Here is a 15346-nt window from a genome sequence, read left to right on the forward strand (position 1 = left end):
TCATGGCTAAATTGTCTAAGCGCGCGAAAGTCATTCGCGAGAAAGTAGACCCGAACAAAGCGTACTCTCTGGAAGAAGCCGTTGCGCTACTTTCCGAGCTGTCGACTGTCAAGTTCAAAGAGTCTCTGGATGTGGCGATCAACCTGGGTGTTGATCCGCGTAAATCCGATCAGGTCGTACGTGGCGCTACCGTCATGCCTAACGGTACTGGTAAAGACGTTCGCGTAGCCGTCTTCACCCAAGGTGCCAATGCTGATGCGGCTAAAGAAGCCGGTGCTGACATCGTGGGTATGGACGATCTGGCTGAGCAAGTCAAAAAAGGCCAAATGGACTTCGACGTGGTCATCGCCTCTCCGGATGCGATGCGCGTTGTCGGTCAGTTGGGCCAAATTCTTGGTCCGCGTGGCCTGATGCCGAACCCGAAAGTAGGCACCGTGACGCCTGACGTGGCGACGGCGGTCAAAAATGCCAAAGCGGGTCAGGTGCGTTTCCGTACCGATAAGAACGGCATCATCCACACGACCCTAGGTAAAGTGGATTTTGACGCGGCGTCCGTTCAGGGCAACTTGGAAGCACTGGTAGCTGACCTGAAGAAGCTCAAGCCGAGCTCCTCCAAAGGCATCTACTTTAAGAAAATTACCCTGTCCACTACCATGGGCCCGGGTTTGACCATCGACCACTCTGCGCTGGTATAAGCGAGTCGTCGGCAGGTTTTAGTAAGTACCGAGCAAGAACTTTGCGGTCCCTCGCTAGGCAGTCAGTCGAGCGAGGCGCCGTCAAAGACCGCAGGTGCCGCCTCGTCTTTTGAGACGGGGCGGCTTAATCGCCCTAGAGCGCCTGCGCAGATGGTGTGGCCGCCAGTTGGTTAACGCTTTTCGCAAGCCGCTTTCTGGTGAGCACCATCCCCCAAGGCTTCCAAGGCCAGCAGTATGCCTTGGAAGAGATGGTAACCACCGGAGCCTTGATGGGTTCCGGCACGAAGGAGTGATCACTGTGCCACTAGCACTTGAAGGCAAGAAAGCGATTGTTGCCGAGGTCAGTGAAGCGGCCAAGGGCGCACTCTCCGTCGTAGTTGCCGATTCTCGTGGCGTTACGGTCAGCAAAATGACCGATCTGCGTAAGCAGGCCCGCGAGAACGGTGTAGAGCTTCGCGTTGTTCGTAACACGCTGGCTCGCCGCGCACTCGAAGGCACTCAGTGGGAGTGCCTGAACGAGAGCTTTGTTGGTCCTACTCTGCTGGCTTTCTCTACTGAGCATCCGGGCGCTGCCGCTCGTCTGTTCAAGGATTTCGCCAAAGACGAGAAGAACTTCGAAGTCAAAGCGTTGGCCTACGAAGGTGAGCTGATTCCGGCTGCTGACATCGATCGTCTAGCAACCCTGCCGACCTACGACGAGGCGATTGCCAAGTTGATGTCGGTCATGAAAGAAGCCTCAGCTGGCAAGCTGGTTCGTACTTTGGCCGCACTGCGCGACCAAAAGCAAGAAGCCGAAGCTGCCTAAGCAGCGTTTCTTGCAGGCGGCGTGAACGATCGAGTCGTAGCGTTGCCTGAACCAAGCAATGAACCCTGAGTTCTCGGTCGACCGAGACTCCCGCAAAGTTAGGAATGAAACAATGGCACTGACCAAAGACGATATCATCAATGCTGTAGCCGACATGTCCGTCATGGAAGTTGTCGAGCTGATCGAAGCGATGGAAGAGAAGTTCGGCGTTTCTGCAGCGGCGGCCGTGATGGCTGGTCCGGCTGCTGGCGGCGAAGCAGCTGCTGAAGAGCAGACTGAATTTGACCTGGTGCTGGCATCTGCTGGTGACAAGAAAGTTAACGTCATCAAAGCCGTTCGTGAAATCACCGGTCTTGGCCTGAAAGAAGCCAAGGGTGCCGTTGACGGCGCGCCGGCGACCATCAAAGAAGCCATGTCTAAAGAAGACGCTGAAGCCGCTAAGAAGAAGCTGGAAGAAGCGGGCGCAACCGTCGAGCTCAAGTAATCCTTGTGCTGATGGCTTTACGCGCTGCGTAAGCTTCCACGGCTGGCGGCGGGCTATCCCGCTGCCGGCCTTTTTCTGTTGTAATATGCTGCAAGGCAACAGCAGAAGCGCTGCGGTAAAAAGCAGCAAAACAGTAAGACCGTTGTTGTGAAGCGTACGTTGTTGTGACGCGTCAGTTGTGAAGCGCGAGTGATGTTGGCAAGCGACAGCAAAGCGCGAACAGCACTACTGTAACACTGTTATCTATCAAGATTTTTGACGGCGAGCTACCGATTTAGGAGCTTGCTGTCTGCGTCTGAAACGCCCGCGGGGCAGATGACCACGCATCGGTCACCCATGGTGAACAAGCTGGGGAATACAGATGGCTTACTCATATACTGAGAAAAAACGCATCCGCAAGGATTTCGGCAAACTGCCCCAAGTGATGGATGTGCCTTACTTGCTGGCCATCCAGCTTGATTCCTACTACGACTTTCTCCAGCAGGATCGTTCGCCCGACGAGCGCCACGAGGTTGGCCTGCACGCGGCGTTCAAGTCCGTGTTCCCGATCGAGAGCTTCTCAGGCAATGCGGCCCTGGAGTACGTGAGCTACCGTTTCGGTACGCCAGCGTTCGATGTCAAAGAGTGTCAGCTGCGTGGCGTGACCTATTCCGCTCCGCTGCGTGTCAAGGTTCGCTTGATCATCTACGATCGCGACTCTTCGAACAAGGCCATCAAAGACATCAAAGAGCAGGAAGTCTACATGGGGGAGATCCCCCTGATGACCGAGAACGGTACCTTCGTCATCAACGGTACTGAGCGGGTTATCGTTTCTCAGCTCCACCGTTCGCCCGGTGTGTTCTTCGATCACGACAAAGGCAAGAGCCACTCCTCAGGGAAGTTGCTCTACTCTGCTCGCGTGATTCCTTACCGTGGCTCTTGGCTCGACTTCGAGTTCGACCCGAAAGACAACGTCTTCGTACGTATCGACCGCCGCCGCAAACTGCCGGCCTCGGTATTGATGCGTGCGCTGGGCATGAGCACCGAAGAGATCCTCGACGAATTCTTCGAAACCAGCAAGTTCCACATCGAGAAGAGCGGTTTCTCGGTGGAGCTGGTACCGTCACGTCTGCGCGGTGAAACGGCCACGTTCGACATCAAAGATGGCGAAGGCGGCGTCATCGTCGAAGAGGGCCGTCGGATCACTCAGAAGCACATTCGTCAGCTTGAAAAAGCCGGCCTTGAGCGTCTGGAAGTGCCGATGGAGTACCTGTTCGGCAAAACGCTGGCCAAAGACCAAATCGATACCAAAACCGGTGAGCTGATCTGCCCGTGTAACACGGAAATCACTCCGGAAGTCCTCGAGCGTATGGCGCAGGGCGGTATCACGCATATCGAAACCCTCTACACCAACGACCTCGACTGCGGTTCGTTCATTTCCGACACTCTGAAGCTGGATACCACCGGCTCTCAGTTGGAAGCGCTGGTCGAGATTTACCGCATGATGCGCCCCGGCGAGCCGCCCACCAAAGAGGCTGCCGAGACGCTGTTCCACAACCTGTTCTTCACCGAAGACCGCTACGACCTGTCGGGCGTTGGCCGGATGAAGTTCAACCGTCGCCTGCGCCGTGAATCCGACACGGGCTCTGGCGTATTGGATCGTAAAGACATCCTCGATGTCCTGCGTGAGCTGATCAATATCCGTAACGGCTTCGGCGACGTGGACGATATCGATCACCTGGGTAACCGTCGTATTCGCTGCGTGGGCGAAATGGCCGAGAACCAGTTCCGCGTCGGTCTGGTGCGCGTCGAGCGTGCGGTGAAAGAGCGCCTTTCCATGGCGGAAAGCGAAGGCCTGATGCCGCAAGACCTGATCAACGCCAAGCCGGTTGCGGCGGCGGTGAAAGAGTTCTTCGGCTCCAGTCAGCTGTCTCAGTTCATGGACCAGAACAACCCGCTCTCCGAGGTGACCCACAAGCGTCGTGTGTCGGCACTCGGCCCGGGTGGTCTAACCCGTGAGCGTGCAGGCTTCGAAGTGCGCGACGTACACGCCACGCACTATGGCCGTCTGTGCCCGATCGAGACGCCGGAAGGCCCGAACATTGGTCTGATCAACTCGCTGGCGACGTACAGCCACACCAATAGCTACGGCTTCCTGGAGACGCCTTACCGTAAGGTCGTCAATAGCCAGGTGACCGATGACGTGGTGCATCTCTCTGCCATCGAGGAGGGCGATTTCGTTATCGCCCAGGCCTCTGCTGCCGTAGATGAGTCTGGCAAGCTGAGCGATGACTTGGTGCAGGTACGTCACCGTGGCGAGACGACCTTCATGCGTCCTGAACAGGTGACGCTGATGGACGTGTCTCCGCGTCAGGTCGTCTCCGTGGCCGCTGCGCTGATCCCGTTCCTCGAGCACGATGATGCCAACCGCGCCTTGATGGGGGCGAACATGCAGCGTCAGGCCGTTCCGACCCTGCGCGCCGACAAGCCGCTAGTAGGTACTGGCATGGAGCGCTTCGTGGCCCGTGACTCCGGCGTGTGTGCCGTGGCACGCCGCGGCGGCGTCATTGACTCCGTCGACGCGCGTCGTGTCGTGGTGCGGGTCAACGAAGACGAGATCATCGGCGGTGAAGCCGGTGTCGACATCTACAACCTGACCAAGTACACCCGTTCCAACCAGAACACCTGCATGAACCAGCGCCCCATCGTGCGCCCTGGTGACAACGTGGCGCGTGGTGACATCCTCGCCGACGGTCCGTCCGTCGACATGGGTGACCTCGCGCTTGGCCAGAACATGCGCATCGCCTTCATGCCCTGGAACGGCTACAACTTCGAGGACTCCATCCTCCTGTCCGAGCGTGTGGTTCAAGAAGACCGTTTCACCACGATCCACATCCAGGAGCTGACCTGTGTGTCCCGCGACACCAAGTTGGGGCCGGAAGAGATCACCTCCGATATTCCCAACGTCGGTGAATCGGCGCTGGGTAAATTGGACGAAGCGGGCGTTGTTTACATCGGTGCCGAAGTCGGCCCCGGCGATATTCTGGTCGGTAAGGTCACGCCCAAAGGCGAAACCCAGCTGACGCCCGAAGAGAAGCTGCTGCGCGCCATCTTCGGTGAGAAGGCGTCTGACGTAAAAGATACCTCTCTGCGTGCTCCCACCGGCATGAAAGGGACGGTCATCGACGTTCAGGTCTTCACCCGTGACGGCGTCGAAAAAGACTCCCGTGCACTCTCCATCGAGCAGATGCAGCTGGACGAAGTGCGTAAGGATCTTCAAGAGACCTACCGCATCGCCGAAGATGCCACCTTTGAGCGTCTGAAGCGTACGCTGGCAGGTCAGGCCGTCAACGGCGGTCCGCAGCTGAAGAAAGGCGACGTGCTGGACGACGCGTATCTGGACGAACTGCCCCGTCAGCAGTGGTTCAAGCTGCGTATGCAGGACGAGTCCTACAACGAACTGCTGGCCCAGGCCGACGAGCAGCTCGAAAACCGTCGGAAAGAGATGGACGAGCGTTTCGAAGACAAGAAGCGCAAGTTGACCCAGGGCGATGACCTCGCGCCGGGCGTGCTGAAGATCGTCAAGGTCTATATGGCGGTCAAGCGTCGTATTCAGCCCGGTGACAAGATGGCCGGTCGCCACGGTAACAAAGGTGTTATCTCTGCGATCATGCCCATCGAAGACATGCCGTTCGACGAGAAGGGCGAGCCGGTGGACGTGGTACTGAACCCGCTGGGTGTACCGTCGCGTATGAACGTCGGTCAGATTTTGGAAACCCACCTGGGTATGGCGGCACGCGGCTTGGGTGTCAAAATCGACGCCATGCTGCGCGACGCCCGCGGTCAGCAAGTCGCTGAAATTCGTGACTTCCTGGGTCAGGTGTATAACACGCCGGGTACCCGCGTCGAGGATATCGACTCCTTGACCGATGACGAAGTCATCGCGCTGGCGAAGAACCTAAAGGGCGGTGTGCCGATGGCCACGCCGGTGTTCGACGGTGCCAAAGAGCACGAAATCAAGCACCTGCTGAAGCTGGCGGACATTCCGGAGTCGGGCCAAATGACGCTGTACGATGGCCGTACCGGCGATGCGTTTGACCGTCCGGTGACCGTTGGCTACATGTACATGCTGAAGCTCAACCACTTGGTAGACGACAAGATGCACGCGCGTTCTACCGGTTCTTACTCGCTTGTTACGCAGCAGCCGCTGGGTGGTAAGGCGCAGTTCGGTGGTCAGCGCTTTGGTGAGATGGAAGTGTGGGCGCTGGAAGCCTATGGCGCCGCGTACACGCTGCAAGAGATGCTCACCGTCAAGTCGGACGACGTCGAAGGCCGCACCAAGATGTACAAGAACATCGTGGATGGCGACCACACCATGCAGGCAGGCATGCCGGAATCCTTCAACGTACTCGTGAAGGAAATCCGCTCGCTGGGCATCGATATCGAGTTAGAGAGCTAGGAGCCGTCCCATGAAAGATTTGGTGAAAGTACTCAAATCGCAATCTCAGTCCGAAGAGTTTGACGCGATCAAGATTACCCTGGCGTCGCCGGACATGATTCGCTCCTGGTCCTTCGGCGAGGTGAAGAAGCCTGAGACCATCAACTACCGTACCTTTAAGCCGGAACGGGATGGTCTGTTCTGTGCCAAGATTTTCGGCCCGGTCAAAGACTACGAGTGCTTGTGCGGCAAATATAAGCGCATGAAGCACCGCGGCATCATCTGTGAGAAGTGTGGTGTCGAAGTCACCAAGGCGGCCGTGCGCCGTGAGCGCATGGGTCACATCGAACTGGCATCGCCGGTGGCTCACATTTGGTTTTTGAAATCCCTGCCGTCGCGTATCGGCATGTTCCTCGATATGACGCTGCGTGATATCGAGCGCGTGCTCTATTTCGAAAGCTTCGTGGTCATCGACCCCGGCATGACCACGCTGGAGCGTGGTCAGCTGCTCAACGACGAGCAGTACTTCGAAGCCTTGGAAGAGTTCGGCGACGACTTCGACGCCCGTATGGGGGCCGAAGCCGTTCAGGAGCTGCTCAAAGACATCGATCTGGAAGAAGAGATCAACACGCTGCGTGAAGAGATTCCGCAGACCAACTCTGAAACCAAGATCAAGAAGCTCTCCAAGCGCTTGAAGCTGCTGGAAGCGTTCTACCACTCCGGCAATGCGCCGGCGTGGATGGTCATGGAAGTGCTGCCCGTACTACCGCCGGACCTGCGTCCGCTGGTGCCGCTAGACGGTGGCCGTTTCGCGACCTCGGATCTCAACGACCTCTACCGTCGTGTGATCAACCGTAACAACCGTTTGAAGCGTCTGCTCGACCTCAATGCGCCCGACATCATCGTGCGTAACGAGAAGCGTATGCTGCAGGAAGCGGTCGACGCACTGCTGGATAACGGCCGCCGCGGCCGTGCCATCACGGGTTCCAACAAGCGTCCGCTGAAATCCTTGGCCGACATGATCAAGGGTAAGCAGGGGCGTTTCCGTCAGAACCTGCTGGGTAAACGCGTCGACTACTCCGGCCGTTCGGTCATCACCGTGGGCCCGACCCTTCGTCTGCACCAGTGCGGTCTGCCGAAGAAAATGGCGCTCGAGCTGTTCAAGCCGTTCATCTACTCCAAGCTGCAGTCGCTGGGCCATGCGTCCACGATCAAAGCCGCGAAGAAGATGGTCGAGCGCGAGCTGCCGGAAGTCTGGGACATCCTGGCCGACGTCATTCGCGAACACCCGGTACTGCTCAACCGCGCGCCGACGCTGCACCGTTTGGGTATCCAGGCGTTCGAGCCGCTGCTGATCGAAGGTAAGGCGATTCAGCTGCACCCGCTCGTCTGTGCGGCCTACAACGCTGACTTCGACGGTGACCAGATGGCGGTTCACGTACCGCTGACGCTGGAAGCCCAGCTCGAAGCCCGCGCGCTGATGATGGCGACCAACAACGTGCTGTCGCCGGCCAACGGCGAGCCGATCATCGTACCGTCGCAGGACGTTGTTCTGGGTCTGTATTACATGACCCGCGAAAAGATCAACGCCAAGGGCGAAGGCATGGTGTTCTCCGACCTCAATGAGGTAGAGCGCGCCTTCGGCACACAGTCCGTGTCGCTGCATGCCCGCGTCAAGGTGCGTCTGGACGAAGTGGACGTCGACGAAGAGACTGGCGAGCGCTCCGAGCACCGCCGTCTTTACGACACCACCGTCGGTCGTGCGCTGCTGTTCCGCATTCTGCCGGAAGGCGTTCCGTTCGCGCTGATCGATCAGCCGATGAAGAAGAAGGCGATCTCCAGCCTAATTAACGAGGTATACCGTCGTGCGGGGCTGAAGCCCACGGTCATCTTCGCTGACCAGCTGATGTACACCGGCTTCCGTCTGGCGACCTGGTCCGGTGCCTCGATCGGTGTTAACGACTTCGTTATCCCCGATGCCAAGACCGAGATCGTTGATGCCGCTGAAGCAGAAGTCAAAGAGATCGAAGACCAGTTCTCTTCTGGCCTGGTAACCGCAGGCGAGAAGTACAACAAAGTTATCGATATCTGGTCCAAGGCCAACGATAAAGTCGCCAAAGCGATGATGGTCGGTATCTCGAAAGAGACGGTCGTCGATCGTGATGGTAACGACGTTGAGCAAGACTCGTTCAACAGCGTCTTCATCATGGCCGACTCCGGTGCTCGTGGTAGTGCCGCTCAGATCCGTCAGTTGGCAGGTATGCGTGGCCTGATGGCCAAGCCGGATGGCTCGATCATCGAAACGCCGATCGTGGCCAACTTCCGTGAAGGTCTGAACGTACTGCAGTACTTCATCTCGACCCACGGTGCGCGTAAAGGTCTGGCGGATACGGCACTGAAAACGGCCAACTCCGGTTATCTGACTCGTCGTCTGGTAGACGTTGCTCAGGACTTGGTGATTACCGAGACCGACTGTGGCACCGAAAACGGCCTGACGCTGCACCCGATCATCGAGGGTGGCGACATCATCGTACCGCTGTCTCAGCGCGTACTGGGTCGTGTCGTCGCGCAGGACGTGGTCGATCCGAGTACCGAAGAAGTACTGATTCCGCGTAATACGCTGCTCGACGAGAAGTGGTGTGCCTCGCTGGACACCATGGGCGTTGACGAAATCGTCGTACGCTCCACGATTACCTGTGATACCGCTCACGGCGTGTGTTCCGCCTGTTACGGACGTGACCTTGCCCGTGGCCACCAGGTCAACATCGGTGAGTCCGTCGGTGTCATCGCCGCACAGTCGATCGGTGAGCCGGGTACTCAGCTGACCATGCGTACGTTCCACATCGGTGGTGCGGCATCGCGTTCGTCTGCGGTCGATAGCGTTCAGGTCAAGCACGGCGGTAAAGTGCGCCTGCATAACATCAAGCACGTTGAGCGTGCCGACGGCAAACTGGTCGTGGTCTCTCGTTCGAGCGCCTTGGCGGTTGCCGACGATCACGGTCGTGAGCGTGAGTACTACAAGCTGCCCTATGGTGCCGAGCTCTCCGTGCGCGATGGCGACGTGGTCGATGCCGGTGCTGTCGTAGCCAAGTGGGATCCGCACACCCATCCGATCATTGCGGAAGTGGAAGGTAAGGCGCAATTCATCGACCTCGATGAAGGTGTCACCATGCACCGCAGTGTCGATGAGATGACCGGTCTGTCGTCCATCGAAGTGATCGAGTCGGCCGCACGCCCAATGGCGGGTCGTGACAAGCGCCCGATGGTGATGCTGAAAGATGCCGCTGGTGAGTACGTATCCGTGTCCGGTTCCAATACGCCGGTTCAATACCTGCTACCGGGTAACTCCATCATCTCGGTGGACGACGGTGCGACCATCGGTGTAGGTGAGGTCGTTGCGCGTATCCCGGTCGAGGCGTCGGGTAACAAGGACATCACCGGTGGTCTGCCCCGCGTGGCTGACTTGTTCGAAGCACGTAAACCCAAAGAGTCCGCTATTTTGGCGGAAATCAGCGGTGTGGTGAGCTTCGGTAAAGAGACCAAAGGTAAGCGTCGTTTGACGATTACGCCTGAGTCTGGCGATCCGTTCGAGGCGCTGATCCCGAAATGGCGTCAAATCGCCGTGTTCGAAGGCGAGACGGTCGAGAAGGGGGAGGTGATCTCCGATGGCCCAAGCAACCCGCACGATATCCTGCGTCTGCTGGGTGTCGCAGAGCTGGCCAAGTACATCACCGCCGAAGTACAGGACGTTTATCGTCTGCAGGGCGTAGGCATCAACGACAAGCACATTGAAGTCATCGTGCGTCAGATGCTGCGCAAGGTGGAGATCACCGATTCCGGCGACTCTGACTTCATTACCGGTGACCAGGCAGAACTGGTGCGCGTGCTGGAGCAGAACGAGCGTCTGGAGAAAGAAGGCAAGTTCCCGGCCAAGTATCAGCGCTTGCTGCTGGGTATCACCAAGGCCAGCTTGGCCACTGAGTCGTTCATCTCTGCCGCGTCGTTCCAGGAAACGACCCGCGTACTGACCGAAGCAGCGGTAACCGGCAAGCGCGACTACCTGCGCGGCCTGAAAGAAAACGTGGTGGTTGGACGTCTGATTCCGGCAGGTACCGGTCTGACCCATCACGCAGAGCGTCGTCGCAAGCGCGAAGACGTAGAGCGTCTGTTCAATCCCTCGGCCACCGAGGTAGAGCAGGAGCTTGGCGCTCAGTTGACCGCCCTGGATTCAGACGACGATCTGTAACCAACGGTAGACAACGAGCAACACGAGTAGCTGGCCCAAAGAGCAGGGTCTTGTTGGCGAATACGTCGGCAAGACTTGACGCCACCTGGGGTCAGCCTTTAGAATGCGCAGCCTTTAACAGTGGGGCGGGTGCGCCCGCATCCGCTGAAGGTACTTGTTAAAGGCTAAGGCAACCATTGGAGTCAGCTAAACACCATGGCAACGATTAATCAGCTAGTGCGCAAGCCGCGCAAGCGCCCCGTCACTAAAAGTGACGTGCCTGCGCTTCAGGCATGCCCGCAAAAGCGCGGCGTTTGTACGCGCGTTTACACCACCACCCCGAAGAAACCGAACTCGGCGCTGCGTAAGGTTTGCCGTGTGCGCCTGACCAACGGTTTTGAAGTCTCTTCTTACATCGGTGGTGAAGGTCACAACCTGCAAGAACACTCTGTTGTTCTGATCCGCGGCGGTCGTGTAAAGGATTTGCCCGGTGTGCGTTATCACACCGTTCGTGGCGCCCTGGACACCTCTGGCGTTCAGAACCGTAAGCAGGGTCGTTCTAAGTACGGTACTAAGCGTCCGAAGTCCTAAGACGTCTTATCGCAGCATCAAGGGCTGCGGCGTTACCTTTCACACGAATATATCGGTCTGATAAGAGTAAGGTCGGGCGGCGCAACGAGCGACGTGAGTCCCGGGTTTACCTGAAGGATCCTTAATTGAGGGCTTATCATGCCTAGAAGAAGAGTTGTAGCTAAACGCGAAATCCTGCCGGATCCCAAGTTCGGAAGTGAGCGTCTGGCGAAGTTCATGAACCACCTGATGGTCAGCGGCAAGAAGTCCGTAGCTGAGCGCATCGTATACGGTGCGTTGGACAAGGTTGCCGAGCGTAGTAAAGAAGAGCCGCTGGAAATCTTCGACAAAGCGCTGGAAACCATCCAGCCGATGGTTGAAGTTAAGTCTCGCCGCGTAGGTGGTGCGACCTATCAGGTGCCGGTTGAAGTTCGTCCGTCACGCCGTCAAGCGCTGGCAATGCGCTGGCTGGTAGACGCTGCGCGTCGTCGCGGTGAAAAAACGATGGTTCAGCGTCTGGCAGGTGAAATGCTGGATGCCGCTGAAGGTAAAGGTTCTGCCGTTAAGAAGCGTGAAGACGTACACCGCATGGCAGAAGCCAACAAGGCCTTCTCTCACTATCGTTTCTAAGCTCGGCGTTTCTAAGTTTGTGTCGCTTTTTGCCAGTTGTAGTGTGATTGAAAAGATGTTCGTCATGTTGCAACACGCCGCCGCTATCGTTGTCGATGGCGGCGGTGGCATAAGCAAAAAGTACACCGCTGGATTAACGAGCATCGCCAACTAACGGGAGTTTCACCGTGGCACGCAAGACTCCACTTAAGCGTTATCGCAACATCGGTATCGTGGCACACGTCGATGCGGGTAAAACCACAACGACCGAGCGCGTACTGTTCTACACCGGCCTTTCCCACAAAGTGGGTGAAGTGCATGACGGTGCGGCGACCATGGACTGGATGGAGCAGGAGCAGGAGCGTGGTATCACTATCACCTCGGCTGCAACGACCTGTTTCTGGCAGGGCATGAGTAAGCAGTTCGACGAGCACCGCATCAACATCATCGATACGCCTGGGCACGTTGACTTCACTATCGAAGTCGAGCGTTCTCTGCGCGTTCTCGATGGCGCGGTCGTCGTACTGTGCGGTTCCTCCGGCGTTCAGCCGCAGACCGAGACCGTATGGCGTCAGGCCAACAAATACGAAGTTCCGCGTATGGTATTCGTCAATAAGATGGACCGTACTGGCGCTGACTTCTTCATGGTTGTCAATCAGCTGAAAGAGCGTCTGGGTGCCAACGCTGTGCCGATCCAGATCAACTGGGGTACGGAAGAAGACTTCAAGGGCGTTATCGACCTGATCGAGATGAAAGCCATCTTGTGGGACGAAGAGAGCCTGGGCATGAACTTCGATCTCGTGGACATTCCGGCGGAGCTGCAAGAGACCGCTGAAGAGTACCGCGAGCAGATGGTCGAAGCGGCTGCCGAAGCCTCTGAAGAGCTGATGGACAAGTACCTTGAAGAAGGCGAGCTAACCGTCGCTGAAATCAAGGCGGGTCTGCGCGCTCGCACGCTGGCTAACGAGATCGTTCTGGTTACCTGTGGTTCTGCTTTCAAGAACAAAGGTGTTCAGGCGGTACTGGACGGCGTTATCGAGTACATGCCTTCGCCGACAGAAGTCAAGGCGATCGAAGGTGAGCTGGACGACAAAGACGGCACCGTCGCGACTCGTGAAGCAGACGATAGCGCTCCGTTCGCTGCACTGGCGTTCAAGATCGCTACCGACCCCTTCGTTGGTACGCTGACCTTCATTCGCGTCTACTCTGGCGTTCTGAAATCTGGTGACGGTGTTTACAACTCCGTGAAGCAGAAGAAAGAGCGCGTTGGTCGTATCGTTCAGATGCACGCCAACTCTCGCGAAGAGATCAAAGAAGTACTCGCAGGCGACATCGCTGCTTGTATCGGTCTGAAGGACGTCACTACAGGTGACACTCTGTGCGACATCGATAACAAAATCGTTCTCGAGCGCATGGAGTTCCCGGATCCGGTCATCTCGGTTGCCGTTGAGCCGAAATCCAAGGCCGACCAAGAGAAGATGGGCGTTGCGCTGGGTAAACTGGCTCAGGAAGACCCCTCTTTCCAGGTCAAGACCGACGAAGAGACCGGCCAGACCATCATCTCGGGTATGGGCGAGCTGCACCTGGACATCATCGTTGACCGTATGCGTCGCGAGTTCAAGGTAGAAGCGAACATCGGTAAGCCGCAGGTTGCCTACCGTGAAACGATTCGTGGCAGCGTCGAGCAGGAAGGTAAATTCGTACGTCAGTCCGGTGGTCGTGGTCAGTACGGTCACGTGTGGCTGCGTATCGAGCCGCTGACTGCAGAAGAGAAGGGTGAAGGCGAAGAAGAGATCTTCTTCAAGTTCAACTCTGAGATCGTAGGTGGTGTGGTTCCGAAGGAATACGTACCTGCGGTTGAGAAAGGTGCTTTCGAGCAGCTGCAAAATGGTGTCATCGCGGGTTACCCGATGATCGACGTCAAAGTATCGCTGTTCGATGGTTCCTACCATGACGTGGACTCTAACGAGACTGCGTTCAAGATTGCTTCTTCTATGGCAGTGAAAGAAGGTGCCAGGAAGGCCAAGGCCGTGCTGCTGGAGCCGGTGATGAAGGTCGAAGTCGTGACCCCCGAAGAGTTTATGGGTGACGTCATGGGCGACCTGAACCGTCGTCGCGGCCTGGTGCAGGGCATGGATGACTCTTCCTCTGGTAAAGTCATTCGTGCAACGGTGCCACTGGGTGAGATGTTCGGTTACGCAACCGATCTGCGCTCACAGACCCAGGGCCGTGCGAGCTACTCTATGGAGTTCGCGAAGTACGAGGAGGCGCCCTCCAGCGTCGTTGAAGCCGTCATCAACCAAAACGGTTAACCGTTAGCTAACGTAAAGAGGTTATAGCAGTGGCTAAGGAAAAATTTGAACGTTCCAAACCGCACGTCAACGTCGGCACCATCGGTCACGTCGACCACGGTAAAACGACTCTGACAGCGGCCCTGACCCGCGTGTCTGCTGAGGTTTTCGGCGGCGACTGGCGTGAATTCGATACCATCGATAACGCTCCGGAAGAGCGTGAGCGTGGTATCACCATCGCGACATCTCACGTTGAATACCAGTCTGAAGTGCGTCACTACGCACACGTTGACTGCCCGGGACACGCTGACTACGTCAAGAACATGATCACCGGTGCTGCCCAGATGGACGGCGCGATCCTGGTATGTTCTGCCGCTGACGGCCCCATGCCGCAGACGCGTGAGCACATCCTGCTGTCTCGTCAGGTTGGCGTTCCGTTCATCGTCGTCTTCCTGAACAAAGCGGACATGGTCGATGACGAAGAGCTACTCGAGCTGGTCGAAATGGAAGTTCGTGAACTTCTGTCCGAGTACGACTTCCCGGGTGACGACACGCCGATCATCACTGGTTCTGCCCTGATGGCACTGAACGGTGAAGACGAGAACGGCATGGGTACTACTGCGGTAGCTAACCTGATCAAAGCTCTGGATGACTACATCCCTGAGCCGGAGCGTGCGATCGACCAGCCGTTCCTAATGCCGATCGAAGACGTATTCTCTATCTCTGGCCGTGGTACCGTTGTTACCGGTCGTGTAGAGCGCGGTATCGTTAAAGCTGGTGAAGAAGTGGAAATCGTGGGTATCCGCGACACCACCAAAACCACCGTTACTGGCGTAGAAATGTTCCGTAAGCTGCTCGACGAAGGTCGTGCAGGTGAGAACGTTGGTGCGCTGCTGCGTGGTACTAAGCGTGATGACGTTGAGCGTGGTCAGGTACTGGCGAAGCCGGGCACCATCAACCCGCACACTGTCTTCGAAGCAGAAGTCTACGTACTGTCCAAAGAAGAAGGTGGTCGTCACACCCCGTTCTTCAAAGGCTACCGTCCGCAGTTCTACTTCCGTACCACTGACGTTACCGGTACTTGTGAACTGCCGGAAGGCGTTGAAATGGTCATGCCGGGCGACAACGTGAAAATGGTTGTTACCCTGATCGCTCCGATCGCTATGGACGACGGTCTGCGCTTCGCGATCCGCGAAGGTGGTCGTACCGTTGGTGCTGGCGTTGTGGCCAAAATCGTTAAGTAATCTGAT

9 protein-coding genes are annotated in these 15346 nt (G+C 57.2%); all 9 read left to right on the forward strand.

The annotated features are described in order from the left end of the window. The first annotated feature begins 2 nt into the window (after nucleotides 1-2). The 9 genes from rplA to tuf all read left to right on the forward strand — a co-directional run bounded on the left by rplA (nucleotide 3) and on the right by tuf (nucleotide 15340). Nucleotides 3-695 (forward strand): 50S ribosomal protein L1, encoded by a 693-nt coding sequence (gene rplA, locus FRH_RS06830; protein WP_139527864.1) that lies wholly within the window; start codon nucleotides 3-5, stop codon nucleotides 693-695. Between the two features lie 298 nt (nucleotides 696-993). Then, entirely contained in the window at nucleotides 994-1500 is a 507-nt protein-coding gene (gene rplJ / locus FRH_RS06835; protein WP_139527865.1) for a 50S ribosomal protein L10, read from the forward strand. 112 nt (nucleotides 1501-1612) lie between these two features. Beyond that, a complete protein-coding gene (gene rplL / locus FRH_RS06840; protein ID WP_139527866.1) occupies nucleotides 1613-1984 on the forward strand; it encodes a 50S ribosomal protein L7/L12 in 372 nt (123 codons plus the stop codon). Between the two features lie 361 nt (nucleotides 1985-2345). Further along, nucleotides 2346-6422: a DNA-directed RNA polymerase subunit beta gene (gene rpoB, locus FRH_RS06845; RefSeq protein WP_153843239.1), complete on the forward strand. Its 4077-nt coding sequence runs from the start codon at nucleotides 2346-2348 to the stop codon at nucleotides 6420-6422. 10 nt (nucleotides 6423-6432) lie between these two features. Next, nucleotides 6433-10647 (forward strand): DNA-directed RNA polymerase subunit beta', encoded by a 4215-nt coding sequence (gene rpoC, locus FRH_RS06850; protein ID WP_153843238.1) that lies wholly within the window; start codon nucleotides 6433-6435, stop codon nucleotides 10645-10647. 195 nt (nucleotides 10648-10842) lie between these two features. Continuing rightward, a complete protein-coding gene (gene rpsL, locus FRH_RS06855) occupies nucleotides 10843-11217 on the forward strand; it encodes a 30S ribosomal protein S12 (RefSeq protein ID WP_009098973.1) in 375 nt (124 codons plus the stop codon). Between the two features lie 138 nt (nucleotides 11218-11355). Continuing rightward, a complete protein-coding gene (rpsG, locus tag FRH_RS06860; protein ID WP_016915771.1) occupies nucleotides 11356-11826 on the forward strand; it encodes a 30S ribosomal protein S7 in 471 nt (156 codons plus the stop codon). A 167-nt stretch (nucleotides 11827-11993) separates the two neighbouring features. Beyond that, a complete protein-coding gene (gene fusA, locus FRH_RS06865; RefSeq protein WP_139527869.1) occupies nucleotides 11994-14117 on the forward strand; it encodes an elongation factor G in 2124 nt (707 codons plus the stop codon). Between the two features lie 29 nt (nucleotides 14118-14146). After that, nucleotides 14147-15340, forward strand: coding sequence for an elongation factor Tu (tuf, locus tag FRH_RS06870; RefSeq protein ID WP_139527870.1), 1194 nt, complete (start codon nucleotides 14147-14149; stop codon nucleotides 15338-15340). Nucleotides 15341-15346: the final 6 nt, after the last annotated feature.

Origin of the sequence: Halomonas sp. A020, assembly GCF_027943625.1 — a bacterium.
Classification (GTDB): domain Bacteria; phylum Pseudomonadota; class Gammaproteobacteria; order Pseudomonadales; family Halomonadaceae; genus Vreelandella; species Vreelandella piezotolerans.